Source organism: Cupriavidus sp. SK-3 (assembly GCF_000611145.1).
Taxonomy (GTDB): domain Bacteria; phylum Pseudomonadota; class Gammaproteobacteria; order Burkholderiales; family Burkholderiaceae; genus Cupriavidus.
On sequence record NZ_JFJV02000229.1, the window covers coordinates 1 to 26,663 of the forward strand.

Below are 26,663 nucleotides of genomic sequence, written 5' to 3' on the forward strand. Positions count from 1 at the left end.
CGAGGCAAAGAAGAGTGACCGGCGTCCCCCGAAGGGGGATGTCGTACGCTGTTGGGTGCAACAACCAACACCGTTCAAACAAGACCACGCAGCGAAGAAACCGCACCAAGCCCTTGAGTCCAACAACCAACACCGCCACCAAAGAAACACAACCCAGCGCACGACGACGCTCACTCACCCCACGCACCAAATCCCTACTCCATAGTCAACCCGGCCAACCTCCCCAACGTAGCCAGCGCAGCGTCACTCCGCTCATCAAAATCATGCCCGCAATTAATCCGCAGGCAGTGCCGAAACCCCCCATGCGCAGAAAAAATCGGCCCTGGCGCAATACTGATCCCATGGGAAAGCGCGTAACGATGCAATGCAAGGCTATCGGTCCCCACCGGCATTTCAATCCACAGGAAATAACCGCCAGCCGGCCGCGTAGCCCGGGTACCCGCCGGAAAATGCCGCGCGATGGCCTGCGCGAACGCATCCTGCCGCTGCGCCAGCGCCTGGCGCAACTGTCGCAGGTGGCGGTCGTAGCCGCCCTTCTCCAGATAGTTGAGAATAGCCGCCTGCGTCGGCGCGGCCACCGTCAACGTGCTGGTGAGCTTGGCCCGCGCCACCTCGCGCGCGAAGCGTCCCGGTGCGGCCCATCCGATCCGGTATCCCGGCGCCAGGCACTTGGAAAATGAGCCGCAATGCATCACCAGGCCTTTCGTGTCGAATGCCTTCGCCGGCGTCGGCCGCTTGTTGCCGAAGTAGAGTTCGCCGTACACATCGTCCTCAATCAGCGGCACCTCGAAGCGCGCCAGCAGCTTCACCAGCTCGCGCTTCTTGGCGTCGGGCATCAGGCTGCCCAGCGGGTTCTGGAAATTCGTCATCAGCCAGCATGCGCTTGGGCGATGGCGCTCCAGCGCGCGGGTGAGGGCGTCGAGTTCGATGCCTTCGCGCGGATGCGTGGGCACTTCGATGGCGCGCAGCCCGTGGCGCTCCAGCGCCTGCAGCGCGCCGTAGAAGGTGGGCGACTCGATGATGACTGCGTCGCCCGGCCGCGTGACTGCCGCCAGGCAGAGGTTCAGCGCTTCCAGCGCGCCGTTGGTGATGACGATCTCGTCGGTGTGCACGGTGAGCCCGTCGATCAGGTAGCGCAGCGCGATCTGGCGGCGCAGGCCGGCGTTACCCGGTGTCATGTCGTCCACCGAGCTCCACGGGTCCAGGTGCTGGATCACCCCCGACATCGACTTGGCCAGACGTTCCAGCGGAAACAGCAGCGGGCTCGGAAACGCGGAGCCCAGCGGCACCAGGTCGCGCTGCTTGGCCGACGCCAGCACGTCGAAGACCAGATCGCTCACATTCAGCTCGGTCGAGCCTTCTCCCGGCTGCGATGCCACCTCGGGCTCCGGCGGCAGCACGCGGGTGGTGCTCGCCACGAAGTACCCGGAGCGCTGGCGCGCGACGATCAGGCCGCGCGCTTCCAGCAGGTAATAGGCCTGGAACACCGTGGAGGGGCTCAGGCAGCGGCTGGCGCTGGCCTGCCGCACCGAAGGCAGGCGGTCGCCGGGCCGCAGCGTGCCGGCCTGGATCGATTGCGCGATGTCGTCGGCCAGCAATTCATAGAGCGTGCCGATAGGGGGTTCCATCTGGGGCTGGCGGGAGGTGGGCGGTTTGCTGCGCGGCATCGGCGGTCTGGGAAATCCACTGTTTGGCACATGGCCGGATTCTGACGACTGTACCGTATCAGCGCGGGGCACGGTGCAGTGTCGATGCAATGGCGATGTAGCGCCAGCAACGATTCCGCGGGGATGGGCGCGCTGCGGCAACTTGTCGCGTGCAAATCCCGCTGATCCGGTCGATTCGTCTTGATCTGCTTCTGTTCGGTCCTGCCTTGCCTGCTTAGCATTCAGCGCTGTCCGTTGACCGCGGCGGCCCTGTCGCCGTCGTGGGGAGTGCAAGGAAATCCATGGATCCCACGAGTCTGTTGTTAGCCACCTTCCTGCTGTCCGTAGGTGGGCTGTTTGCCTTCATCTGGTCGCTGCGCAAGGGCCTGTTCGATCTTGAGTCGGCTGGCGCGCGCACCATCTTCGCGGCTGGCGAGATCGGCCATCCGGAGGAGCCATCGAGCGATGCCGCGCAGCAGCATGCGCTGTGGACCGGCGCCGCGTCCAGCCGGCAGCCGGCATCCGCCGCCGCGGCGGCCCGCGCCGATCTCGAAGCCGAACTGGCCGCGCGCCATGAGGCCGATCGCTCCAGTTCCCTGCCAGCCCTGCTGATGCTGAGCTGTGCCGTGGTGTGGCTGGTGGTGGCTTCCGCCGCCGGGCTGCTCAGTTCGCTCAAGCTGCATATGCCCGACCTGCTGACCGGGCAGGCCTGGCTGAGCTTCGGCCGCCTGCGCACGATGCACCTGAACGCGGTGGCCTACGGCTGGGCGCCGATGGGGCTGCTCGGGCTGACGCTGTGGATGCTGCCCAGGCTGTTGCGCACGCCGCTGCTGGGCGGGCGTTTCGCCATGATCGGCGCGCTGGTCTGGAATGCCGGGCTGGTGGCGGGGCTGGGCGCCATCGCCGTGGGCATCAATGCCGGCATGGAATGGCTGGAGATCCCGTGGCAGGTGGGCTTGCTGTTCGCGCTGGGCGGGATGCTGATCGGCCTGCCGCTGGCGTTCATGCTGCAGAAGCGCCGCGTGCACCATCTGTACGTGTCGGTCTGGTATATCGGCGCGGCGCTGTTCTGGTTCCCGGTGCTGTACGTGGTCGCCAAGATCCCGGGCGTGCACTTCGGCGTGGAGCAGGCCACCATGAACTGGTGGTTCGGCCACAATGTGCTGGGGCTGTTCTATACGCCGCTGTCGCTTGCGGCCGTGTATTACTTCCTGCCCAAGGTGATCGGGCGCCCGGTACGTTCGTACAACCTGTCGCTGCTGGGTTTCTGGACGCTGGCGTTCTTCTACGGCCAGGTCGGCGCGCACCACCTGATCGGCGGGCCGATTCCGCCGTGGCTGATCACGCTGTCGATCGTGCAGAGCGTGATGATGATCATCCCGGTGACCGCATTCTCGGTGAACCAGCACCTGACGCTCAAGGGGCATTTCGGTGCGCTGCGCCACTCGGCCACGCTGCGCTTCATCGTGTTCGGCGCCATCATGTACACGCTGGCATCGGTGCAGGGCTCGTTCGAGGCGCTGCGCTCGCTCAATGCGGTGACGCACTTCACGCACTTCACCGTGGCCCACGCGCACCTTGGCATGTACGGCTTTGTGTCGATGGTGATCTTCGGCGGCATCTACTTTGCCCTGCCGCGCATGGTCGATGCGCCGTGGCCCCGGCCCGCGCTGATCTCGCTGCATTTCTGGCTGGTGGTGGCGGGCTTCCTGACCTACCTCATCACGCTGAGCATCGGCGGCGTGCTGCAGGGCCTGGCGCTGCTGGACCCGGCGCGCCCCTTCATGGATTCGGTGGCGGTCACGCTGCCCTGGCTGCAGGGACGCTCGCTCGGCGGCGCGCTGATGACGCTGGGGCACCTTGTCTTTGCCTTCCACTTTGCCTTGATGGTCTTGCGTCCTTCCGCGCTTGCGCAGACCGATCGCATGGTTTCCCAAGCGGCTGCCTGAACATGGAAAACGAACTCAAACTTGTGGGCGGGGCCATGGTCACGCTCTCGCTCGCCACCTCGGCGATGATCGTGGTGCCCTTCCTGCAGCTCAAGGATGTGCCCGCGCCCGCGGCGCTGGCGCCCTATACCAGCGAGCAGTTGCGTGGCCGCGAGGTCTATCTCGCCAACGGCTGCATTGCCTGCCACACCCAGCAGCCCAGTTCCACCGGCGCCGGGCGCGCCGACGGGCAGCGCGGCTGGGGCCGCCCATCGGTGGCGGCCGACTACCACTACGACAGCCCCCCTTTGCTCGGCACCATGCGCACCGGCCCGGACCTGTTCAATATCGGCGTGCGCCAGCCCAGCGCCGACTGGCACCTCGGCCATCTCTACCAGCCGCGCGCCTACGTGGCGGACAGCATCATGCCGGGCTATCCGTTCCTGTTCGAGCTGAAGCCGGAAGGCGCGGTGAGCAAGAGCGACAAGGTTGTCGCGCTGCCCGGCGGCACGGTGCCGCCGGGCAAGGTGGTGGTGGCCACGCCCCAGGCGCTGGACCTGGTGGCCTACCTGACCGGCTTGCGCCACACGTACCCGGTGGTTGACCAGGCCGCCGCGGCAGCCGTTCCCGCGCAAGTACCCGGCAGCGCCACGCTTGCCTCCGCACCGTCCATCCCGCGCGGTGCGGCCGCTTCCACCCAATCCACTTCCAGCTCGCCGGCGCCCTCCGACGCCGGCGTGGCTCCGCTCCGATGAAACCACCCGCCCACAAGACAGAGAACGCCGATCCGCACGAGCAGCACAATCCGGTGCCCAAGGTAGTGCTGGCACTGGTGTGCGGCCTGCTGGTCTGGGCCGTCAGCTACATCGCCATCGAGCGGGCCGACGGCAGCGCCGCGCTGGGCGACCGGCGCGACGTCGCCGCGCTGGCGGCACCGGCAGGGCAGGGTACCGTGGCCGATGGCAAGCAGTTGTTCGCGGCCAATTGCCAGGCTTGCCACCAGGCCAGCGGGCAAGGCATTCCCGGCGTGTTCCCGCCGCTGGCCGGCTCGCCCTGGGTCACGGGCGAGCCGGACCGGCTCGCGCAGATCCTGCTGCACGGCATGACCGGCCCGCTGGACGTGCTCGGCACCACCTACAACGGCGCCATGCCCGCTTTTGGCGAGCAGTTTTCCGACGCGGAGATCGCGGCACTGGCCACGCATATCCGCGGCCAGTGGGGCAACGGCGCCGCGCCGGTGGAGGCCGCGCAGGTAGCGGCGGCGCGCGCCGCCTCCGCCGCGCAAAAGGAACCCTGGCACGGCGGCGAGGCGCTGCAGGCGTTCATCCAGGCGGGAGGTGCCGCCAAGCCATGACGCGCGCGTGGGGCAAGACGCTGCTGATGGTGGCGCTGGTGCTGGCGGCGGCCGGCGCGGCGGTGTTCGCCACCACGCGCGGCTTGCGCACGGTCAGCGCCGACGGCGCGCGTCGCCTCGATCTTGCCCGCGCGCCGCGCGAACTGCCGGCGCTGGTGCTGCTCGACCAGGCCGGCGCGCGCCACGCCTTCGGCGGCGCGGCGGCGGACAAGGGCGGCGCCCCGCTCACGCTGGTGACTTTCGTCTATACGCAGTGCACGGCGGTCTGCCGCACCAGCGCTTCGGGGCAGGCGTGGCTGCAGCAGCAATTGCGCGAGCGCCGCTTGCAGGACAGCGTGCGCCTGCTGACGCTGAGCTTCGACCCGGTGCATGACCAGCCCGCTGTGCTGCGCGCTTATGCACGCACCCTGCGCGCCGATCCGGCGCTCTGGACCTTTGCGACGGTGGCCGATCCCGCGCGGCTGCGCAGCCTGCTCGACGCCTTCGGCATCGTCGTGCTGCCCGATGGCCTGGGCGGCTACTCGCACAATGCCGCGCTGTTCCTGGTCGACGGGCACGGCCGGCTGGCTGCCGCCTACGATGTGGAGCGGCCGGACCTGGCGCTGGCCGACGTACTGCGGAGCCGGCTGTGAAGGCGCTGGCGCGCGGCTGGCTCCCCTGCCTGCCCGGCGTGCTGCTGGCGCTGGCTGCGTTGTTCCGGCCGTGGCTCGAGGCCACCATGGCCAGGCATATGGGGCTGGAATTGCCCTTGCTCGCGCTGCTGGGCTGGTGGGCCGCGCGCTGCGCCGGCCGGCGGCTCACGGACTGGCTGGCCCCATGGAATGCCGCCGGCCTGCCGGGCTTGCTGGCAGCGTGGTGCATCGCCAGCTACTGGATGCTGCCGGTGGCGCTGGACGAAGCCACGCTGGCGGCGCCGGCGGGCATGGCCAAGGTCGCGGGCATGGTGCTCGCGGGCCTGCTGGCGCGCGCTTCCTGGCAGGCCGCCGGCCCCGTGCTGCAAGGCTTCTTTGTCATCAACGGCGTCTGGATGATGCTGACCGCCGGCTTGCTGTACCAGGAGGCGGATGCGCAACTATGCAGCACCTACCTGATCGACGAACAACTGGTGGCGGGCCGCGCGCTGGTGCTGTGGGCGCTGGCCTTGCTGGCGGTGTGGCTGTTCGCGATCGCCAGCCGGCTGGCGGTGGATCCCGAGCCGGCCGCATAGCCCGGCGGCGTTGCCTTGCGCATAGGCGTGGTGTAACGTTACGCCAACCTTCGGCCCGCGGGCCAGGAATCCCATCTTCAACGGACCATCATGATCCACGCCGCGCACGACGCCTTTGCCGCCATCGCCACCCCTGCGGGTGGGGCCCGGCCGTGCGTCGCCGCCATCGCGCCTCCTGTCACCTCGCCGCCGCGCGCCGGGGCCGGCCTTGCGCCGCCGCCCGCCGTCGCGCTGGGCTGATCCGCAGCCCTGTCTTTTCCGGCATTTTCCGGTTTTTCCCTGCTCCGGCTTTATCCCTGACTGACGCCAGGGCGCATGTTGCGCCCGCGTGACGCCGGGGTGCGCCGGAGCCGATCGATTCCCCGTGACAGGTGAATACCATGGCTTTGAACAAAACCGCCCTGAGCGCGTATGGCTCGACCACGCTCTTCGTGCTGCTATGGAGCAGCGGCGCGATCTTCGCGCGCCTGGGGCTTGAATACGCTTCTGCTTTTGCCTTGCTGGTCGCGCGTTTCGCGCTCGCGCTGGCCGTCCTTCTTGTACTCGCGGCATGGCGCCGCCGCTGGTTGCCGGCGGCAGGCACGCGGCCGCAGGTGATCGCGGCGGGGCTGCTGCTGACCGGTGCGTACTCGATCTGCTACCTGCTGGCGCTGGCGCGCGGCATTACGCCCGGCGTGCTGGCAACGGTGCTGGGCGTGCAGCCGATCCTGACCTTGCTGCTGGTGGAGCGGCGCTTTTCCGCGCGCCGCCTGGCTGGTCTTGCCGTGGCGCTGGGCGGACTGGTGCTGGTGGTCTGGCAGGGCATCGGCATGGCGCGTGTTTCGGCGCCGGGCATGGGCTTTGCGCTGGCGGCACTGGCCTGCATGACGATCGGTGCCATCCTGCAGAAGAACATCCGGCAGGCGCCGCTCGACGTGCTGCCCTTGCAGTACTGCGCGGGGTTGGCGCTGTGCCTGTTGTTCGTGCCGTTCCAGCCGATGGAGGTGATGCCGGCGGCCGGCTTTGTGTTGTCGCTCGCCTGGCTGGCGCTGGTGATTTCGGTAGGCGCCACGCTGCTGCTCTACACGCTGATCCAGGCGGGAAACCTGGTCAACGTCACCAGCCTGTTCTACCTGGTGCCGGCGGTGACCGCGCTGATGGATTACCTGTTCCTGGGTAATCGCCTTGCCGCGCTGAGCATGGGGGGCATGGTGGCGATCGTGCTCGGGCTGGTGCTGGTGTTCAGCGAACAAGCGCGCGCACGGTAACGAAACCGGCCCCGGCCGCAAACGCGCAGGAGGGCGCGCCGCGGGCCGGGGCCGGCTTGCGAAGCGGGGCAGCGTATCAGGCGTGCGCCAGCATCGTCTCCTGGCGTTGCGTTGGCAAGACCAACTCGGGCACGGCCTGGAACAGCGGTGCGGCGATGGTGCCCACCTCGAAACGCGCGGGCGCTTCGCGGGCCAGGCGGCGCAACCGTTGCAGCCGGGCTTCCAGGCCAGCGTCGGGCTGTGTGTCGAGGCAGAGGCTGGACGGGCACGCCACGCCGAGGATATCGAGCGCCTGCTTGAAGTTGGCGGGCGTCAGCCCCTCGGCGGGGTTCACCGCTACCACGTGGGGATGCAGGTGCGCGTATTGCTCGCCTTGCATCGACGCGGTGTCGCAGGTCAGGATGGCGAAGGCCGGCGGCGCCGGGCGGCGGGCGAAGTAGGCCGCGATACGCGCGGCGTGGCCGCCGGGCACTTCGGGCGTCATGCCCTCGACCTGGAGATCCAGTTGCTGCAGGATGGCGGCGGGAACGCCGCGGCGCCATGCCTCGGAGATCACTACGCGGGCACCGGCCAGGCCGAACAGCCGCCGCACGAAACCGAGGGCGACGGGATCGAAGAAGCGGACGTCGCGCAGGGTTCCCGTATCGGGAATTCCGCCCAGCCGAGCCTCGGAGCGGCTCGAATAGAGGACACCGGGGACGTCGAGCATGATGAGGCGTTCTGACATGATTTCCTTTGGTTGCAGCGCCTGGTTGGCACGTTTGAAGATTACGACGCAACCACGGAAATCTGGAGGGGCGCGGAATGCCTAAGTTGCAACATATCTGTAACTTGAGATGCGACTTGGTAAAAATCAGCGATTCGCCCGCCCGAGATGTTTCGGCAGGAAACAACTTGGCGGGGCGATTCACGACCGGCAGCCGGTTTTCACGAAGCCGCACGCCTTCGGCTACAACATGCCGGTGGCCGCGGACAGCCGCTCGACGCTCCAGCCTTTGCCCAGCAGGATCATGCGCGTGTGCAGGTCGTCGTGAACCTGGCTGCTGACCGTGCGCCCGAGATAGGTCAGGGTCTTGCAGCGCAAATCCACATAGCCCAGCGCATAGTGCCGGGACAGCGCGTGCCACAGCGCGTTGGCGCCGGGCGACTGCCGGGCGCCGCTCATCAGGCAGAGGCCCGCATCGAGTCCCCACCGATAGATCGCCGTGGCCAGCCCGCGCCGCTGGTAGGCCGTCTCGAACTTGGAGTGCGGTGCGCGCAGGTGGGGATCGGCGCGCCGGCCTACCTCGATCAGCCGGTTGAAGACGGTGTAGCCGGCCAGCCGCTTGCGTGCGACGTCTTCCACATAGACGTAGTACTCGCCGTCGGCCTCGCGATAGCGGATCACGAGCCCGGGCGAGTCCGTGGCGACCGCCGGGATATCGTGCAGGCGGTCGCCCGGCCGGTGGAGGCGGCCGTAGATGGAGCCGAACTCCTGGTCGAGCTCGGCGGGACGGTGGCTGACATCGATGCGCAGTTCCAGCTTGCGCGCGAGCCACGGGAAGGTCATGACTGGGGCCATGATGGCCATGGCAATCTCCTCGCTGCCATGCGCCCCGGGCGGGGTGCATGGGGGTTCATCATCGGTCCGGTAGCGCAGGCGCTAAACGGGCATGTGCTGGAAGCCCCGTGCCAGGGCAAACACCACGACCATGAAGAAGACCAGGATCAGCAAGACTTTGTAGAACATCGCTTTACCTCCGGGGAAAGGATCAAGGAACGGATTCAGGCGGGACGCGCGTCACCCGGGGCCGCGGGCGCGCGGCGGCATCTCAGCGCATGGCGGGTTCCTCCCACCAGCCGCTCACCAGCCCCTCGGGCTTCGCCGCGGCAAGCACCTTCGCGCTCGCCGGCCAGGCATCGACCCTGACATCCAGCCCGGCGTACACGCCATAGCCCGCTCCCGCGCGGATTTCGTCCCGCGCCTGCAGGCCCTCGCCGGCCTTGATGGCGCATTCGGCAAGGATGGCCTCTTGCGCCTTGATGCCCCAGCCCGCTTCGAGATGCATTCCTGAGCGGATCGAGGCGCCGCACTCGATGCCGTGCCCGGCGCGAATGGTGTGGCGCGCGTCGAGCGTGCCGCCGGCGCGAATGCTCTTGCCGCAATGGATGGCGGCTTGCGTAATCAGGTCGTGGCCGACCAGCGCGCTGCCGGACAGCGCGATCTTGCCGCCGCAAAGCACATCCCAGCCCGCCTTCAGGTTGCCGCCGCCAGTGATGGCGTCGCGCACGTCGATGCCCCATGCGGCCTTGATATCGCCGGCGGCTTCCAGCACGCCGGCGCAATGGATGCCGCCCGCGGCCACGATGTCCGCGCCGGCCACGATGGCGCGGCCTGCGCGGATGCCGCCGCCGGCCCGGATGGCACCGCCTGCCCTGACCGTGGTCTCCACGTCGATGCCGCCGCGCACCAGCAGCGAGCCGGCAAAGACCACGGCCTCGGCGTCGATGGCATCCACGGCCAGTACGGCATCGGTGGGGCCGAACTGCGTCAGCAGCCAGCAGGCATCGTCGACACGGCCGGCTTCGACGAGGGCGTCGAGCAGGCGCTGGTAGTCGCTGCCGTCCTGGCGGTTACGGACGAACCAGCGGTAGCCATCGGCGCAGGGGCGCTTGGCTTTGACAAAATTCTTCGTGAGCTCCATGGCGATAGGGGCGTGCGTAATGCGTGCCGCGGACGCGCCGCGGCAATGGAACGGCGTGCAAGGCCATGACGGGGCAACGGCTATGCCGGCGCCCCGTGGTCAATCAGAGATTGATGAGAAGGTAGACGGCGACGACAGTGCCTATCGCACAAAGGGTCTTGTGATAGATCGAGGACGAAGACATTGGCTTTCTCCCAGGTTGCACGTTGGACAAGGGGCGCGATGGCGCCCACAGGCAAAGTGCCGTGCGGGGAAAGTCAGGACCTGGCTGGTGAGTCCTGGTTTCCCCGCACGGCCAAGAGAAGCACGGCGGCGAAACCATGGAAGTAGGCCGCGGCCGTTGTGGCGCGGCACGAGCGCACGCAGCCCCGTGCCGCGCACGCACGCAGGGCCGCGGCATGCATGGCATGCCGGCGGATTGCGTTGAGGTGCGGGACGAGGAGCATGTGGTCTCGGATGAAGGGTAGGAAATTCTGCCAGGAGCGCTGCGTGTTTACAGGCGGCAACATCTCTTATGCCATATCGGGAAGGCCTTGTCCAGCCAGCCGCCCTGCGCATCTCTTCCGGACCGGCGCCTGCCGCCTAGAATGAATGCTCCCCGAACTCACGGGAGATCCCATGCATCTCGAAGGTTCCTGTCATTGCGGCGCGGTCAGCTTCAGCCTGGAGTCGGACTCGCCCTATCCCTTCATGCACTGTCACTGCTCGATCTGCCGCAAGACGGCTGGTGGCGGCGGCTATGCCATCAATCTGGGCGGCGACGCGGCCACCCTGAAGGTTCGCGGCAAGAAGCATATCGGTATCTATCACGCCGTGATACGCGAGCCCGGCCAGCGTGCGCGGCGCTCGAAGGCGGGGCGGCATTTCTGCCTGAAATGTGGCAGCGCACTATGGCTGTGGGATCCGCGCTGGCCGGAACTGGTGCATCCGCACGCGTCGGCGATCGACACGCCGCTGCCCAGGCCGCCGGAGGTGGTGGAAGCCGCGCTGGACTATGCCGCGCCCTGGGTCGACGTGCCCAAGGGGCGGGGCCATGTGCATTGCGGTACCTGGCCTGCCGAGTCGCTGGCGGAGTGGCACCGGCGCAAGGGGCTGCAAGGCTAGGCGGGCGCTTGTCCGGGCGCCTGTCAGCCGCGCGCCAGCATGATCGCGGCGGTGGCGATCAGGCACACGGCGAACAGCGCGCGCAGCCGCCGTTCCGGCATGCGGTGGGCCAGCGCCACGCCCCACGAGATGGTCAGCATGCCGCCGAGGGAGAGCGGGATGCCGCTAGCCCAGTCGACATGGCCGGCGTGGGCGTAGGTGGCCAGTGCCACCACCGCGCCGGGCGTGACCAGCGCCAGCGCCAGGCCTTGCGCCGCCGCCTGCCGGTAGCCGAACAGTCCCACCAGGGCAGGCGCGGCCACCACGCCGCCGCCGACACTGAAGAACCCGGAAAATGCGCCGCCCACCGCGCCGAGCGCCGGAATCCAGCGCGGCGACAGGCGGCTTTGCTGCACCGTGGCAGCGCGCCCTGGCAGCAGGCGCCACAGGAAATAAAGCGCCAGCCCGATCATGAAGCAGGCAAAGATGCGGCGCAGCAGCACGGCATCGATGGCGGTGGCGAGGCGCGCGGAGGCATAAGTGGCCACGACCGCCGACAGCCCGAGTACGGCCGCCGTGCGCAGGGCGATGTCCGCGCGCCGGCGGTATTGCCAGAAGCCGATCACCACATTGGGCGCGATCATTACCAGCGCGGTGCCCTGCGCCAGTTGCTGGTCCATGCCGTAGAGCAGCCCCAGCGCAGGGATGGCGATCAGGCCCCCGCCGATGCCGAATAGCCCGCCGACGGCGCCCAGCAAGCCACCGAGGCCAAAGATCAGTGCGCAGGACAGCAGGGAATGGGCAGGCATGAGGATGGAAAGCTGGAGGGCGCGCAAAGGGCGTGCACTGCTTGGGGAGTGATAACGTCCGCCGGGCCGACGGAAAAGGGAAAAGAGCAGCGGGAAGCGCGCAATGATACGTGGGTTTGGCGAGCGTCGGCGGTGTGACCGGATTTGTGCTCTATACGACGGCTTTGTCAGGGTTTTCCCTCGAAATTGCCATTTCCGGTGCTTTCGTCAGTCTTATTTGCTTCCGTGAAAGCCGTTTGTAATGCAGTTCAGTTTGAATGCGCTCGGAAGATCTTTTGCCACCGCCGGATGCGGGCAAGAACGCGGCCGGTTCCACGGAGATACGTGAATATTCGCTATCTCGGTGCACCGATCGGCGGGCATGGTCGTTTACCGCACACTAAAGTCGAACCGAGCCAGATTGATCGTGTCTTTTTCCATTCCTCGTTTCCTGCTGATAAGCCTCTTCAGTGCCGCAGCGGGCGCTGCCATGGCCGGCTCGGATGTGCCGCAAAGTGCGCCCCTGCCAATGGATGGCCCCTGCGTTGCGCCGCCGGCCAAGGCAGCGCTGACCATCGCCCAGGTGCGCCTGGATGCGATGCGCTGCAACCGCGACATCATCGCCGCGCGGCGCGGCGAGGAGGCCAGCCAGGCGGATATCCAGATTGCCTCGCAGCGGCCGAACCCGGTGCTCAGCCTGGGTGTGGCCAATATCAACCCCCACCTCGGCGTCGGCGCGGGCAGCCCGCGCAGCAAGACGGTCGATTCGACCCTGCGCGTGGACCAGACCATCGAGACGGCCAACAAGGGCGGATTGCGCGCGGATACCGCGCGCGCCAACAACCGCGCCGCCGGCGAAGTGCTGCAGGCCGTGATCACCCAGCAAACCAGCGCTGTCGAGCAGGCATTCTATGAAGCGCTGGTGAGCCAGGAACGCGTCGCCGTACTCACCGAGACCCTGGCCCTCTATGGCCGCACCCAGCAAGCCAATGAGTCGCGGCTGAAGGCCGGCGACGTCTCGCGCGCGGATGTCAGCAAGCTGCAGCTTGATGTGATGCGCGCCCAGACCGACATGCGCAGCGCCATGGCCGACCATGCGAGCGACAAGGCTGCGCTGGCGCAGGCGATCGGCGTGCCCGGCACGCTGGCCAGCAACCGCCTGGTGGCCGATTGGCCTGCCCTCGATGTGCCGGTGCCGGAACCCGATGCCGATACCGTGCAGCGCCGCCCCGACGTGACCGCGGCCGAGGCCCGCCTGGCCGCCGCCGCCAGCGCGCGCGATCTGGCCCGCGCCGGCCGCGTGCCCGACGTCACCGTTGGCGCGCAGGCTGAGCACTACCCCACCTCGCCCTCCAACCAGACCGGCAGCGGCAACAGCTTCGGCGTGTTCGTGTCGATCCCGCTCTACGTGCGCCACAGCTTTGGCGGTGAAGCCCGCCGCGCGGAGGTGGATTACTACGCCGCGCTGGACGATCGCAACCGCGTGCTGCTCGAAGCGCAGAACGAACTGGAGCGCTCGCGAAACCAGCTCGAAGCCGCGCGCCTGTCGCTCAAGCAGATGATGGAAGGCGTGGTCCCGACCGCGGAAAGCGTTGCCGGCAGTGCCGAGTTCGCTTATTCCAAGGGCGCCAGCAGCGTGCTTGACCTGCTCGATTCGCGCCGGGCGCTGCGCCAGACGCGCCTGGATGCCGTCACCGCCCAAGGCGAATTCGCCAAATCCCTGGCGGCTTATCGCGCCGCCCTGCAGTCCTCACCCAATTCCCAGGTTCGTACCGATGTACCGCGTCCTTAATTCCGTGTCTGCTCCGATGTCCGTTTCGATGACCGCTACGCCTGCCTCGATTTCCCCCGCCCGTGCCACGGCCCGCCACGGCGTTGCCGCGCGGCTGGCCGCGTTTTCGCTGGTTGCCCTGGCACTGGCCGCCTGCGGCAAGCAGGAAGCCCCGCCCCCCAACGACGAGCCCAAGGTCAGCGGCAATACGATTGAATTCCCCGCCACGGTCAGGACGCTGCCCGGCATTTCGGGCCAGGCCGTCAAGAGCGGCGGCGAGCGCATGCTGAGCCTGCCCGGCCGCCTGGTATGGAACGAGGACCGTACCGTGCGCGTGACCACGCCGTTTGCCGGCCGCGTGACCGAGGTGCTGGTGCAGCCGGGAAGCAATGTGAAGGCCGGGCAGTCGCTGGCCACGCTGACGTCGACCGACTTCGGCATCGCCCAGGCCGATGCCCGCAAGGCCGCCGCCGATTCCGCCTACGCCGGCAAGGCGCTGGCGCGCCAGCGCGAGTTGTACAACGCCGGCATCGTGGCGCAGAAGGAACTGGAGCAGACCCAGGCCGACGCCGCCCGTGCCAGCGCTGACCTGCAGCGCACCCAGGCCGCGCTGCGCCAGTACGGCGCCGCTGCGCAGGGCGAGGGCGCGAGCAACCGCTTTGCCTTGCGCACGCCCATTGATGGCCTGCTGGTCGAGCGCAACATCAATGTCGGCATGGAACTGCGTCCCGACCAGCCGCCCGCCGCGCCGCTGTTCCTGGTGACCGATCCCAGCGAGCTGTGGGCGCAGGTCGATGCCGCCGAGTCCGACCTGGCACTGTTCAAGCCCGGCGTGACCGTGCAGCTCGTCTCCAGCGCTTACCCCGGCGAGACCTTCGCCGGCAAGGTGATCAAGGTGGCCGACTACGTCGACCCCGCCGCGCGCAGCATCAAGGTGCGACTGGCAGTGCCCAACCAGGACCGCCGCCTGAAGGCCGAGATGTTCGTCACTGCCAAGCTGCAGGCTGCCTCGTTCCAGGGCATCAGCGTGCCGTCGAAGGCGGTGTTCCTGGCCGACAACCGCAGCTACGTGTTCGTGCGCACCGCGCAGAACCATTTCGAGCGCCGTCTTGTCAAGCTGGGCGTGTCGTTGCCCGGCATCACCGAAGTGGTCGAAGGCCTCAAGGACGGCGACATGGTGGTGATCGAAGGCAACCTGTACCTGCAGGACATCCTGCGCGATGCCACCGCGGTCAACGCGGCCCGCGCCGGCGAAGCCAGCAGCGCCAGCGCGAAGCAGTGAGGAAGACCGCCACATGATTTCGCGTATCGTCCATTTCGCGCTGCACCAGAAGCTGTTCGTCTGGCTCGGCCTTGCCATCTTCATCGGGGGTGGCCTGGCGGCCTTCAAGAACCTGCCGATCGAAGCCTTCCCGGATGTCTCCGACATCCAGGTCAACGTCATCACGCTGTACCCGGGCCGTGCCGCCGAGGAAGTCGAACGCCAGGTCACGATCCCGATCGAAACCGCGCTGGCCGGCACGCCGAATTCCGTGCGGGTGTTTTCGCACACCCAGTTCGGCCTGTCCTTCCTGATGGTCACCTTCAACGACAAGGCCACCGACGTGGTGGCCCGCCAGCAGGTGATCGAGCGCCTGCGCGGGGTCGACCTGCCAGACGGCGTGCAGCCCGACCTGGCGCCGCTGTCCACCGCCATCGGCGAAATCTTCCGTTTCCGCCTGACCGGCAAGGGCTACACGGCGCAGGAACTGCGCACGCTGCAGGACTGGGTGGTGGAGAAGAATCTTCGCCAGGTTCCCGGCGTGGCGGATCTGGTCACCATTGGCGGCACCATCAAGCAGTACGAGGTGAACCCCAACCTGGCGAGGATGCGCGACGCGAAGATCTCGCTGTCGCAGCTCTTCACCGCCCTGCAGCGCGCCAACTCCAACGCCGGCGGCGGCGCCGTCGCGCACGGCCGACAGCAGTACCTGCTGCGCTCGCTGGGCAGCTTCTACACCTCGGCCGATATTGCCAACGTGGTGGTGTCGGAAGTGAACGGCACGCCGATCCTGGTCAAGGACATCGCCGATGTGCGCATCGGCTCCGCGCCGCCCCAGGGCCTGATGGGCCAGGACGATGAAGATGACATCGTCTCGGGCATCGTGGTGATGCGCAAGGGCGAGAACCCCTCGCTGGTGCTGGAAGCGCTCAAAAAGAAGATCGACCTGCTCGACAGCACGATCCTGCCCAAGGGCGTGAAAATCGTGCCCTACTACGACCGCTCCACGCTGATCGACAAGACCCTGCACACCGTGTTCGGCAACCTGGTCGAAGGCGCGCTGCTGGTGATGGCGGTGCTATACCTGTTCCTGGCCAATGTGCGCGCCGCGGCCATCGTGGCAATCGTGATCCCGCTGGCGATGCTGTCCACCTTCATCGGCCTGACCTGGGTGGGCATCCCGGCCAACCTGCTTTCGCTCGGCGCGATGGACTTCGGTATCATCGTCGACGGCGCGGTGATCGTGGTGGAGAACATCTTCAAGCGGCTGGGCGAGTTGAAGGAAGCGCAGATCAAGGACAGCCGCGCGCGCCTGCACGCGATCCTGCAAGCCACCACCGAAGTGGGCCGCCCGACAGTGTTCTCGATGATCATCATCATCGCCGCGCACATCCCGATCTTTACCCTGCAGCGCCACGAGGGCAAGATCTTCGCGCCCATGGCGTACACCGTCACGGGGGCGCTGGTCGGCTCGCTGATCATCTCGCTGACGCTGGTGCCGCTGCTGTGCCACCTGCTGCTCACGAAGAACATCGCCCACGAAGATAACTTCATGGTGCGCCACAGCAAGCGTCTCTACGAGCCGATGCTGGCCTGGGCGCTGGACCACAAGCGCACCGTGGTGGGCGTTGCCCTGGGTTTGCTGGTGGCTACCGTCGGCGTGGGCAAGTTCCTCGGCAGCGAGTTCCTGCCCGAGCTGGACGAAGGCTCGATGTGGGTCAGCTTCGACCTGCCGGCTTCGGTATCGACCAACGAAGCGCGCGAACAGGCCAAGCGGTTGCGCGGCGTCATTCGCCAGACGCCCGAGGTGAATACCACCATCTCCAAGGTGGGCCGCCCCGACGATGGCACCGATCCCAAGCTGATCAACACCGTTGAAATCCTGGTCGACCTGAAGAACGACAAGCAATGGCGCGCGGGCTACGACAAGCGCAAGATCATCAACGAGATCAACCACAATCTGCGCCAGCTGCCCGGCATCGAGCCCAATTTCTCGCAGCCGGTGCGCGACAACATTCTTGAGAGCATCTCCCAGATCAAGGGCCAGATCGTGATCAAGGTGCAGAGCGACAGCCTGCAGCAGAACAAGCGCGTGGCCGACCAGATCCTCGCCAACGTGCAGTCGGTCAAGGGTGTGATGCGCGCCTTTATCGACCGTGACGGCGAGCTGCCGCAGTATGTGCTGGACTTCGACCGCGCCCAGGCCGCGCGCTACGGCATCAACGTGGCCGACGTGCAGGACCTGATGGAAACCGCGCTGGCCGGCAAGGCAGCCACCGAGCTGTGGGAAGGCGAGAAGCACTTCAGCGTGGCGGTGCGCCTCAAGCCGAACGAGCGCGAGCTGCCCAACCTGCCGAATATCTTCATGCAGACCGCCGACGGCGCGCAGGTGCCGCTGTCGCAACTGGTGCACTTCCGCGCCGCTTCCGGCGCGATGAACATCAGCCGCGAGAACGGCCAGCGCACCACCTCCATCGGCATCTTCATCCACGACCGCGACATGGGCAGCGTGGTGAAGGACATGCAGGCGCTGGTGGCGAAGAACGTCAAGGCCGACGACGTCAAGATCAGCTGGTCCGGCGAGTTCGAAAACCAGGAACGCGCCATGGCGCGCCTGTCGATCGTGGTGCCGCTGTCGGTGCTGGTGATCTTCCTGCTGCTGTTCAACGCCTTCAAGTCGTTCAAGAGCGCCACGCTGATCATCTCGAACATCCCGTTCGCGCTGATCGGCGGCGTGTTCGCACTGTTCCTCACCGGCATTCCGCTGTCGGTGTCGGCGGCGATCGGCTTCATCGCGCTGTTCGGCCAGGCCGTGCTCAACGGCGTGGTGATGGTGACCTACTTCAACCAGTTGCGCGACGAGGGCATGCCGGTGCGCCAGGCCGTGCTGACCGGTTCGATGGACCGCCTGCGCACGGTGCTGATGACCGCGTTGCTGGCCATGCTGGGCTTGTTCCCGATGGCCATCTCGCGCGCCATCGGCTCGGAAACCCAGCGCCCGCTCGCCATCGTCATCATCGGCGGCCTGATCACTGCCACCATGCTGACGCTGATCGTGCTGCCCACGCTGTATGAGTGGATGGTGGGACGCACCTGGCCGGATGAAGAAAACGGCAACGGGAGCGATAACCGGCTGTCGGATTCGATGCCGGCCTGATCGACAGGCGGCTCCTGCCGCCCGCAGCCTCGAAAACCCGTCACCCTGGTGGCGGGTTTTTTTATCGGCTTTCGCTCGGCCGATGCTGCCCGCGAAACGCTCCGCAAGCCGCTCGCGCGGTGAAGGCATTCAATGGCCAGCCGGGCTGGTGTTGGCGCGGAGCGTTCAATCAGATGGCGGGACAGGCGGTTGCTGCCATTACAGGTTGCGCATCGCGCGGCTGCAAATGCGGCGGGTGGCGGCCGCCGGTTCGCCTTGCTGCCAGTGCAGGCACAGTGCGCGGACCCAGTCGGGACTATCCTTGGCAGCGTCATTGAGCCAGTTGGCCACCGAGTCCTGTACATAGGCCGACGTGTCGGCCTTCAACGGTTCCAGGAGCGGCAGGGCTCGCGCCGGATTCTTCTTCAGCGCGGCGATGTGCGCGCACCACACGCCGCGCGGGCGCAACGCTTCGCTGGCAAAACGGCGCAGCCTTTCCGACGGTGCGGCGGTCCAGGCGGCCAGCAGGGCGATGCTGCCATCGAGGTCCGCAGCGAGATGCGGCCGCACGGCCATCCAGGCCCATTCGCGCACGCCGAAATGCGGGTCGTCGGCCAGAGGCCGGATGGCCGCGAGCCGCTGGCTCAGGTCCGGTCCCGGCTGCATGCCGGCCATGAAGCAGGCCCAGCCGCGCACGGTGTCCGATGGATGCGCCTGGCAGCGTGCGATGCCCGCGGGGCCAAGCTCTTCGAACAAAACGGCGCCGATGCCGGCCATGCGCTTGAGGATGCCAAGCTGGCAGGCGGCTTCGGCCTGCCGGATGGCGGGTGGCGCGAGGTCTGGAAGCACGGCTCGCAACAGTGTGGCCTGATTCAACGCCAGACATTCGGCCAGCGTGGCGCTTTGCAGTTCGCCACGCTCCAGCGCGGCCAGGATGTCGGGTGGAATGTCCGCCGCCCGGCTGGCGCCCTTGCGTGTTGTCGGTTGCGTCATGCAGGATCCCCCGGCATGGCGCTGCGGCTGGCAATGCCCGCGGAGACCTTGTTCAGCAGCCCGGCGAGCAGGTTGCGCTCCTGTGCGGATAAGTCGCCAAACAGGCTGGCGATCCAGCGGCCGTGTTGGTCGAACACCTTCCTGGCGACTTGCTTGCCCCTGGGGGTCAGCCGGATGGTCAGCGCGCGCCTGTCCATGCTGTCAGCGTGGCGTTCGATCAGCGCCTCGCGCTCCAGCCCATCGAGCAGGCCGGTGATGGTGGCGCGAGTCACGCCAGCCTGCCCGGCGAGCGCGTTGGGCGCCAGTCCGTCCTTGGCCGCGTCCAGCAAGAACAACAGCACGAAACGGCCTTCGGACAGCCCATGCGGTGCCAGCAGCGCCGCGCAGTCGCGGTCAATCGCGGACGCCAGCGACAGTGCCTGGAAGCACAGCCGGATGCTGTCCAGATCGGGTAGTTGGCGTCGTTTGGCTGCGTCCAGCAGGGCCAGATATTTCTGTTCGAGCGCATTCATAGTGGCGCCATATTATATGGCGCCTAACTAAGTGACAAGTGCGCTTGCCTTGGCTGCTGAGTACGCTGAAACGGACGGGCTCGGTCCCCGCGTCGCGCCTGGCTGCTGAAGAGCGCCTTGCGCCCCAGTCCCTCACCCGGCTGATCGCCGAGCTGGAACAGGCGGGCTGGATCCGGCGCGAGAGGAATGAAGCCGACCGCAGGGAAATCCTGATCTCGCCGACGCCCAAGGGCGGCGATGTGCTGGCCAACGATATGCACGCCCGCACCGCGTGGCTGGAGGAGGCCCTGGCCGCCGCTCTGGATGACGGCGAGCGCGATGCACTGGGCAAGGCGGCGCACGCCATGCTCAAGCTGGCCGCGCACGATGCCACGTCGCCAGCCCCGGATGCGGGGGAGGAGCGGGGCGGTTCCTGAGCGGCCGGGCAGCCAGCGAGGCGCGCAGGGTGGCTTCGCCGCGTGCTACTCGCCGGTCCTGCGCGCCATGAAGTCCCGGGGCGCCTTGCCCAGCGCGCGCCGGAACATGGTGGAGAACGCACCGGCATTGGCATAGCCGGTCTCGGATGCCACATGCGCCAGCGGCTTGCCCCGGCTCATCAGGTCGACGGCGTGCGCAAGCCGCAGCTGCTGGCGCCACGCGGCAAAGCTGGTGCGCAGCTCGGTGCGGAACAGGCGCGCCAGGGTACGTTCGCTGGCGCCCGTCAGTTCAGCCCATTGCGCCAGGCTCAATGCCGAACCGGGCTGCTCCATCAGGGCGTCGCACAGTGCCTTGAGGCGGCGGTCGGTCGGCAGCGCCAGCCCCGGCCAGAGGGTGGGGGCGGCACGCAGCTCCTCGATCAGCAGGGCGGCGCTCAGATGGCGCCGCCGCTCGGACAGACTGGCGGCTTCGGTCAGCGCCATCATCAGGTGGCGCATCAGTGGCGACACTTCCAGGACTGAGCACGTGGCGAGCGACAGTGGCGACGCTGCCGGCAGCACATAGCAGGCGTGGAGCGCGGCCTCGCCCAGCGTGACCACTTCATGTTCCACGTCCGGCGGTATCCATACCGCGCGCATGGTCGGCACCACCCAGGTGGTCCCCGCCGCGGTCACGCGCATGCTGCCGCGCAGGGGACAGGAGACCTGTCCCCACGTATGCCGGTGGCGGCGAATGATCGCGTTGGGTGGCGGCAGGCGCAGGTGCACGATGACCGGCTGCCCGGCGGTGGGCTCTGTCAGCGGGACAGGCTGGTAGGCGGTGCGTGGCATCCGGTGTTGCTCCTTGTCGCCGCCGCTGTCCGCATTGGCCGCGCGCTGCGGAGGTGGCTGGAATTCGTAAGAAATTGCCCGAGAAGTGTAACTCAGCCACTTCGTGCCACCCTACGATGGCGCTCATCGCATCAGCACCACGGAGTTCCTTAGCATGAGCAACAGCAGCCGGCCTGGTTTGTCGCCCCCCGCCACTTTTCCTGCCACTCTTCCCGCCAGTCGCGCCGGGCAGGCGGCTTCCGCGCCAAAGGCGAGCGCCGGTACCGCGCCGGCTGGCAAGCTATCGGACAGCGTGCGCGCCGCCACGGTCATTGCCCTGTGCGTGGCGGCGGTGTGGCTGGCGGGACGCGCCACCGGCGCACCCGACGGGCTCGTGCTGGCGGCCGCGCTGGTGCTGTCGACGGTGTGCTGCTGGGCGCTTGGCGTGTTGCCGGAGCCGGCCACCACCCTGTTGTTCTTCCTGTGCGCCATCCTGCTGCATGTGGCGCCAGCTTCCGTCGTGTTCTCGGGCTTCGCCTCCACCGCGTGGTGGCTGATGTTCGGCGGCGCCGTAACCGGGGTAGCCTTGCGCCAGACCGGGCTGGCGCAGCGGCTGGCGGCTATTATTTTCCGCGGCCGGGTGGGCAGCTACCGGCAGGTGATCGGCACCGTGGCGCTGAGCGCGGTGGGGCTGGCATTCCTGATGCCATCGACCACCGGGCGTGTCCTGCTTCTGATGCCGATCGTGCTGGCGCTGGCCGACCGGCTCGGCTTCGCGCCGGGCTCCAACGGCCGCATCGGCATGGTGCTGACCGTGGCGGCGGCCAGCTATATGCCGCCCACCGCCATCCTGCCGGCCAATATCCCGAACAGTGTGCTGCTCGGCGCGGCGAGTTCGCTGTATGGCGTCAACCTAAGCTACGGCAGCTACCTGTTGCTGCATTTTCCCATCCTTGGCGTGCTGAAGACCTTCATGCTGGTCTGGCTGGTATGCCGGATGTTTCCGGAGCACGGGCCGATCGCGGCACTGCCCCAGCAGGAAGCGGGTGCGCCGAGCCGACAGGAAAAACTGCTGGCGGCGATCCTGGCGCTGGCCGTGGCGGGGTTTGCCACGGATACCCTGCACGGCATCTCGCCTGCCTGGATCTCGCTGGCTGCATGCATCGTCTGCCTGCTGCCTGGAGTGGGCCTGGTGTCCTCGCGCACGCTGGCCGAGCAGGTGCATCTAACGCCACTTGTCTATGTGGCGGGCTTCCTTGGCCTGGGCGCCGTGGTGGAATCGACCGGGCTGGGGACGGCCATCAGCGCGGCGCTGCTGCGCTGGCTGCCGCTCTCGCCGGGACATACCGCTGCCAACGTGGCCGCGCTGGGCGCGGTCGGGGCGAGCCTGGGCCTGATGACGACGCTGCCCGGCTTGCCGGCGGTGCTGACGCCGCTGGCCAGGCAGCTGGCGCAGGCCACGGGTTTGTCGCTCGAAGCGGTGCTGATGCTGCAGGTACCGGTGTTTTCGACGGTGTTCTTCCCCTACCAGTCGCCGCCCATCGTGATTGCGATGCAACTCGGCGGCGTAGGGCTGCGCGAGGGCACCCGGCTGTGCCTGGCGCTGGCCGCGCTGACCTTGCTGGTGCTGTTGCCGCTGGACTATGTCTGGTGGCGGGTGCTGGGCTACCTGCCGTGAGCGCCGCCAGCAAGCTTGTGCCATCTGAGACATGATTCCGCCCTTCGACATCTGGTCAACCCGGATCGCCGGGCAAGCCGGAATTCGGGCCTTTGCCCACGGGGCCGGCCGCGCGCTGGCCTGTCCGTAGCCGCTCGCTCGTATTTCGCCGCGGAACGCCGGCCGGCCGGCGTCAGCTGGTTTTTTTTGCTCTCTGCCGGTAATGACTTATCTTCATGTCAACCGGAAGTATTACTATTCGTTACGAAGTATTACGAGGCAATACGTTTACCCGGAGGCTCTGCCAGGCCGCCGGCTGTGCCTCGTGATCCGGGCCCGGCAGGGCCGCAGCTTGCCGCCTGGCAAGCGCGGGCGTGTCGATCGCAAGGGCAGCGCACTACAAGACCGGGCACCGGCTTTGCTGCATTGGTAACAGGAGAGCGTCAAGTCGTGCAAGGACCAATCTCGAGCCTTCAATGGCTATCGGGGCTTAGTGCCAAGGGATTCTTTCTGGATCTCGGACCTTTTTTCTATTTTCGTTATCTGGGGGCTCTCGCCGCGCTGTCGGCTTTCTGCCACCCGCCGGGCGGCAAAAAGTGGTGGATCAGGCGCATCAAGCTGATTGGAAGCTCGGCATTCCGCCATAAGGCGGTACGCAGCTGGTTACAAGCGGTGGGTTCCTGCGCGCTGATGCAGCGCGTCGCCCTCGCCAGGCCCGCACTGCTGGAGCGTCCATATCGTCCGCTCGGCGCATATGGGCTGCGTTTCCGCGAGCGCATGCGTATCGTGCTGGAGCACTACCGGATTTTGAACACGCTGGTGCCATTGGCGCTCAACGAGCGGATCTACCTGGGCGGCGGCCTCGAATGCTCGGTGGGCGAAGGGCGGTACGCACTGCACCTGGCCGACTCCGGGCCCAATCCCAAGGAAGGCGAACTGGCTTTCTACTGGCGCGATACGGCCACCGGCGTCTGCCTGAGCCAGCTTAGCTTCTATCTGGTGCAAGGCAATACCGGGCCGGAGATCTTCGTGGGCGGGCTGCAAGGGCCCATGGGCGAAAACAGCCGCGACCTGATCCGCGAAGCGACCAAGGCCTGCGAAGGCCTGCGTCCCAAGGATGTGGTGATGGAAGCCCTGCTCGCCTTTGCCGCCGCGCTGGACGTGCAACGCATCGTGGGCGTTTGCAGGAACAACCATGTGGGGCGCCAGCGCCATACCCCGCGCGAGATCCACTGCGACTACGAAGGGTTCTGGATGGAGTCGGGCGGCGAGCCGCTGGCCTGCGGCAATGTCGCGATGCCGGTCTGCCAGCCGCGCCGCGATGTGATGGAACTGCCGTCCAAGAAGCGCTCGGCCTACAGGCGCAAGCTGGCACAGGTTGAGTCCATCCAGGCGATGGTGCGCGACTGGCTCGCGACACCCGGCCCGGTACCGGCCATGACGCCGGCGCCGGTCCTGACGCAAGTCATTGCGCCGGCAGGCCCCGAGGCGCTCGCGGCGTAAAAGAGGGTGGCAGCAGGCCCGCCGGGGATGCAAGCCAGAAAAGTGCAGGAAGCGCGGGATTTCGTCCCGCGCTTTTTTTCGTCCGCCTTGCAGTAAACCCCAGTAGTCTAGGTTTATAGACCTTATTAAAGTAGGTCGTTTCCATATAGCGGCGGCGCGCTGGCGCCATGCCCGCCGCCGCCGCAGATGCCGAACCCGGCTTTCACCGCCTTGCCTGTCAACAGCGATCTCCTTTCCCGCAGCCGTCAGCCGGTCTACCTGCAGCTTGCCACCATCTTCCGCCGCCATATCGAAAGCGGCGAATGGCGCCAGGGCGCGCGCATTCCGTCGCTTGAGCAACTCTGCCGCGAGTTTGGCGTAGCGCGCATGACCATGCACCACGCACTCTCGCTTTTGGACGAGGAAGGCCTTCTGACCCGCGAGCGCGGGCGTGGCACCTTCGTCAAGGCAAGCGGCCGTGAGCGCCGCGCGCTGAAGCTGCCAGTCAGCTGGGACCAGGTGGTTGCGGTTGGCGAGCAGCTCGATACCGAAGCGCTGTCGGAATCCGTCGGCACCGTGCCGTTGCCGGAAGACCTCGGCATGCCCTGCAGCGCGGCGCGTGCGCCGGGCTATCACTTCCTGCGCCGGCTGCACCGGATCGAGCAGCGCCCCTTTGCGCTGGGCGAGGTTTTCATCGAAGCCAGCGTGTTCGCGCGTAACCCCGAAGCCTTCCGCCACAGCCCATCGGTGCCGGTGCTCGACCGCTTCCCGCAGCTGAAGGTCACGGCCGCCAGGCAGCGCCTGTCAATCATCGCGGCGGGCGCGGAATCGGCCGCCCGGCTGGCCTTGCCGGTTGGCGCGCCGGTGGCCGAGCTGCGGCGCTACGCCTGCGTCGACAACGTGATCGTCTACTACGCGCGCATCGAATTCCCGAGCGAGTTCGTGTGCCTGGATTTCGACCTGCTTGCGCCGGGCGCGCAATGCTGATGCCAACTCAATGACCTGCCAACTGGAAATCAACAAGATGCAGACTACCGACCGCAACCAAGGGAACCATGCCGGCCAGGCAGACAACGGGCAGGGCGAGATGAACGGGGCCGAGAGCCTGGTCAGGACGCTGCTGGCCTGCGGCGTGGACACCTGCTTTGCCAACCCGGGCACCAGCGAGATGCATTTCGTGGCCGCGCTCGACCGGATTCCCGGCATGCGTTGTGTGCTGGGCCTGTTCGAAGGCGTGGTGACGGGCGCGGCCGACGGCTACGCCCGCATGGCGGACAAGCCGGCTGCCACGCTGCTGCATTGCGGCCCGGGCCTGGCCAATGGCCTGGCCAACCTGCACAACGCGCGCCGCGCGCAGACGCCGGTGATCAATATCGTTGGCGACCAGGCCACCTACCATCGCCCGCTCGACGCGCCGCTGACCGCCGACACCGAGGGCTGGGCGCGTCCCGTCTCGGTCTGGACCCGTACCGCCACGCATGCCGCTTCGGTAGGTGCGGATGCCGCCACTGCGGTACAGGCCGCATGCGCCGCGCCGGGCGGGGTGGCCAGCCTGATCCTGCCGTCCGACGTCTGCTGGGATGCCGGCGGCAAGGTGGCCGCGCCGCTGGCGCCGATTTCCGTGCCCAAGGTCTCCCCGGATGCCATCGGGCAAGCCGCGCGCGTGTTGCGCTCGGGCCAGCCCACGCTGATCGTGCTGGCCGGCACCGCGCTGCGCGAAGCCGCGCTGGCCGACGCGCACCGCATTGCCGCCGCGACCGACGCCCGCCTGATCACGCCGATGTCCAACGCGCGCGTGACGCGCGGCCGCGGCCGCTTCAATGTGGACCGGGTGCCGTATTCCGGCGACGCATCGCTCGCCAAGCTGGCCGGTATCCGCAATGTGATCCTGGTGGGCGCGCCGCCGCCGGTTACCTTTTTCGCTTACCCGGGCAAGTCGCCGCGGCCGTACCCGGAAGATGCGGAAATCCATGTGCTGGCGCGTCCGGAACAAGACCTGGCGGAAGCGCTCGCGCGCCTTGCCGACGAGCTGGGTGCGCCGGCGGTTTCCCTGCCGGCCTCCGTGTCCTCGCACGAGATCGCCAAGGGCGCGGTGACTTCCGAAGCCGTGGCGCAGACATTGACTGCGTTGTTGCCCGAGCAAGCCATCGTGGTGGAAGAGAGCGTCAGCTTTGGGCGTGCTTTCTATCCGGGTACCGTGCATGCCGCGCCGCATGACTGGTTGCAGCTCACCGGCGGTGCGATCGGCGATGGCCTGCCGTTGGCCACCGGTGCCGCGGTGGCGGCGCCCGGACGCCGGGTGGTTGCGTTGCAGGCTGACGGTTCCGGCATGTATACGCTGCAATCGCTGTGGACCATGGCGCGCGAGAAGCTCGACGTTACGGTGGTGATCCTGGCTAACCGGAAGTATGCGATTTTGCTGGGGGAGCTGGCCGGGGTCGGGGCTAGTGCGGGGAAGACTGCGCTCGATATGCTGGATATCGGGAATCCGGATCTGAACTGGGTGCAGTTGGCTAATGGGATGGGGGTGGAGGCTGCGCGGGCTGAGGATATGGGGCGGTTTGCGGAGTTGTTTGGGATGGCGAATGCGCGGTCGGGGCCGTTTTTGATTGAGTTGGTGATTTGAGGGTTTGAAATTGGAATTTAACTTATTAAAGTTAAAGGCTTAAAGGCTTAAAGGCTTAAAGG

The 26,663-nt window shown here is 67.3% G+C and carries 23 protein-coding genes; 15 read left to right on the forward strand and 8 right to left on the reverse strand.

Annotation, left to right across the window (positions count from 1 at the left end):
- Positions 1-194: 194 nt before the first annotated feature.
- Positions 195-1,628: a PLP-dependent aminotransferase family protein gene (locus CF70_RS23340; protein WP_035870358.1), complete on the reverse strand. Its 1,434-nt coding sequence runs from the start codon at positions 1,626-1,628 to the stop codon at positions 195-197.
- A gap of 320 nt (positions 1,629-1,948) precedes the next feature.
- Here CF70_RS23340 and CF70_RS23345 point away from each other — a divergent pair, with 320 nt between their 5' ends.
- From CF70_RS23345 to CF70_RS23370, 6 genes are all read left to right on the forward strand, one after another.
- On the forward strand, positions 1,949-3,595 hold the full coding sequence (locus CF70_RS23345) for a cbb3-type cytochrome c oxidase subunit I (RefSeq protein WP_035870361.1): 1,647 nt from the start codon (positions 1,949-1,951) through the stop codon (positions 3,593-3,595).
- A gap of 2 nt (positions 3,596-3,597) precedes the next feature.
- Complete coding sequence (locus CF70_RS23350; RefSeq protein WP_081862319.1) at positions 3,598-4,329, forward strand: cbb3-type cytochrome c oxidase subunit II; 732 nt, start codon at positions 3,598-3,600, stop codon at positions 4,327-4,329.
- Positions 4,326-4,928, forward strand: coding sequence for a c-type cytochrome (locus CF70_RS23355; RefSeq protein WP_035870363.1), 603 nt, complete (start codon positions 4,326-4,328; stop codon positions 4,926-4,928). Before CF70_RS23350 ends, CF70_RS23355 begins: the two co-directional genes overlap by 4 nt.
- On the forward strand, positions 4,925-5,560 hold the full coding sequence (locus CF70_RS23360) for an SCO family protein (RefSeq protein ID WP_235185182.1): 636 nt from the start codon (positions 4,925-4,927) through the stop codon (positions 5,558-5,560). The genes CF70_RS23355 and CF70_RS23360 overlap by 4 nt, the downstream gene beginning before the upstream one ends.
- Positions 5,557-6,135, forward strand: coding sequence for a hypothetical protein (locus tag CF70_RS23365; RefSeq protein ID WP_035870365.1), 579 nt, complete (start codon positions 5,557-5,559; stop codon positions 6,133-6,135). Before CF70_RS23360 ends, CF70_RS23365 begins: the two co-directional genes overlap by 4 nt.
- Before the next feature lie 380 nt (positions 6,136-6,515).
- Entirely contained in the window at positions 6,516-7,382 is an 867-nt protein-coding gene (locus CF70_RS23370; protein ID WP_035870367.1) for a DMT family transporter, read from the forward strand.
- A 76-nt stretch (positions 7,383-7,458) separates the two neighbouring features.
- Here the strand turns inward: CF70_RS23370 and CF70_RS23375 are convergent, their stop codons facing one another.
- From CF70_RS23375 to CF70_RS23385, 3 genes are all read right to left on the reverse strand, one after another.
- Entirely contained in the window at positions 7,459-8,109 is a 651-nt protein-coding gene (locus CF70_RS23375) for an HAD domain-containing protein (RefSeq protein ID WP_160172286.1), read from the reverse strand.
- 222 nt (positions 8,110-8,331) lie between these two features.
- A complete protein-coding gene (locus CF70_RS23380) occupies positions 8,332-8,952 on the reverse strand; it encodes a hypothetical protein (RefSeq protein ID WP_051648848.1) in 621 nt (206 codons plus the stop codon).
- 241 nt (positions 8,953-9,193) lie between these two features.
- Positions 9,194-10,066 carry a hypothetical protein gene (locus tag CF70_RS23385; RefSeq protein WP_035870369.1) on the reverse strand — a complete coding sequence of 291 codons (873 nt, stop codon included), beginning with the start codon at positions 10,064-10,066 and terminating at the stop codon, positions 9,194-9,196.
- Positions 10,067-10,684: 618 nt separating this feature from the next.
- Here CF70_RS23385 and CF70_RS23395 point away from each other — a divergent pair.
- The gene (locus CF70_RS23395) at positions 10,685-11,170 is read left to right on the forward strand and encodes a GFA family protein (protein WP_035870373.1); all 486 of its coding nucleotides are present in this window, start codon (positions 10,685-10,687) and stop codon (positions 11,168-11,170) included.
- A 23-nt stretch (positions 11,171-11,193) separates the two neighbouring features.
- Here CF70_RS23395 and CF70_RS23400 read toward each other — a convergent pair whose 3' ends face one another.
- Positions 11,194-11,958, reverse strand: coding sequence for a sulfite exporter TauE/SafE family protein (locus CF70_RS23400; RefSeq protein WP_035870399.1), 765 nt, complete (start codon positions 11,956-11,958; stop codon positions 11,194-11,196).
- A 469-nt stretch (positions 11,959-12,427) separates the two neighbouring features.
- Here CF70_RS23400 and CF70_RS23405 point away from each other — a divergent pair, with 469 nt between their 5' ends.
- Genes CF70_RS23405 through CF70_RS23415 form a run of 3 tightly spaced genes read left to right on the forward strand, consistent with a single transcriptional unit; the run spans position 12,428 to position 18,126 of the window.
- Positions 12,428-13,729, forward strand: coding sequence for a TolC family protein (locus tag CF70_RS23405; protein WP_051648850.1), 1,302 nt, complete (start codon positions 12,428-12,430; stop codon positions 13,727-13,729).
- 28 nt (positions 13,730-13,757) lie between these two features.
- A complete protein-coding gene (locus CF70_RS23410; protein ID WP_081862320.1) occupies positions 13,758-14,990 on the forward strand; it encodes an efflux RND transporter periplasmic adaptor subunit in 1,233 nt (410 codons plus the stop codon).
- A 13-nt stretch (positions 14,991-15,003) separates the two neighbouring features.
- Positions 15,004-18,126 (forward strand): efflux RND transporter permease subunit, encoded by a 3,123-nt coding sequence (locus CF70_RS23415; RefSeq protein ID WP_035870375.1) that lies wholly within the window; start codon positions 15,004-15,006, stop codon positions 18,124-18,126.
- Between the two features lie 198 nt (positions 18,127-18,324).
- On the opposite strand, the gene CF70_RS23420 is transcribed toward CF70_RS23415, so the two are convergent.
- Together CF70_RS23420 and CF70_RS23425 are read right to left on the reverse strand one after the other, a co-directional pair.
- On the reverse strand, positions 18,325-19,098 hold the full coding sequence (locus tag CF70_RS23420; protein ID WP_035870377.1) for a DNA alkylation repair protein: 774 nt from the start codon (positions 19,096-19,098) through the stop codon (positions 18,325-18,327).
- On the reverse strand, positions 19,095-19,610 hold the full coding sequence (locus tag CF70_RS23425) for a MarR family winged helix-turn-helix transcriptional regulator (RefSeq protein WP_035870380.1): 516 nt from the start codon (positions 19,608-19,610) through the stop codon (positions 19,095-19,097). Before CF70_RS23425 ends, CF70_RS23420 begins: the two co-directional genes overlap by 4 nt.
- Before the next feature lie 44 nt (positions 19,611-19,654).
- On the opposite strand from CF70_RS23425, the gene CF70_RS23430 reads away from it, so the two are divergent.
- On the forward strand, positions 19,655-20,026 hold the full coding sequence (locus CF70_RS23430) for a MarR family winged helix-turn-helix transcriptional regulator (protein ID WP_160172287.1): 372 nt from the start codon (positions 19,655-19,657) through the stop codon (positions 20,024-20,026).
- 45 nt (positions 20,027-20,071) lie between these two features.
- Here CF70_RS23430 and CF70_RS23435 read toward each other — a convergent pair whose 3' ends face one another.
- Positions 20,072-20,857 carry an AraC family transcriptional regulator gene (locus tag CF70_RS23435; protein ID WP_035870382.1) on the reverse strand — a complete coding sequence of 262 codons (786 nt, stop codon included), beginning with the start codon at positions 20,855-20,857 and terminating at the stop codon, positions 20,072-20,074.
- A gap of 154 nt (positions 20,858-21,011) precedes the next feature.
- On the opposite strand from CF70_RS23435, the gene CF70_RS23440 reads away from it, so the two are divergent.
- From CF70_RS23440 to CF70_RS23455, 4 genes are all read left to right on the forward strand, one after another.
- On the forward strand, positions 21,012-22,514 hold the full coding sequence (locus tag CF70_RS23440) for an SLC13 family permease (protein WP_035870384.1): 1,503 nt from the start codon (positions 21,012-21,014) through the stop codon (positions 22,512-22,514).
- Between the two features lie 429 nt (positions 22,515-22,943).
- Positions 22,944-23,996 (forward strand): DUF535 family protein, encoded by a 1,053-nt coding sequence (locus CF70_RS23445; protein WP_235185183.1) that lies wholly within the window; start codon positions 22,944-22,946, stop codon positions 23,994-23,996.
- A 186-nt stretch (positions 23,997-24,182) separates the two neighbouring features.
- On the forward strand, positions 24,183-24,962 hold the full coding sequence (locus CF70_RS23450; protein ID WP_035870387.1) for a GntR family transcriptional regulator: 780 nt from the start codon (positions 24,183-24,185) through the stop codon (positions 24,960-24,962).
- A gap of 100 nt (positions 24,963-25,062) precedes the next feature.
- Positions 25,063-26,601, forward strand: coding sequence for an acetolactate synthase large subunit (locus CF70_RS23455; RefSeq protein ID WP_035870409.1), 1,539 nt, complete (start codon positions 25,063-25,065; stop codon positions 26,599-26,601).
- The last annotated feature ends 62 nt before the right edge of the window (positions 26,602-26,663 follow it).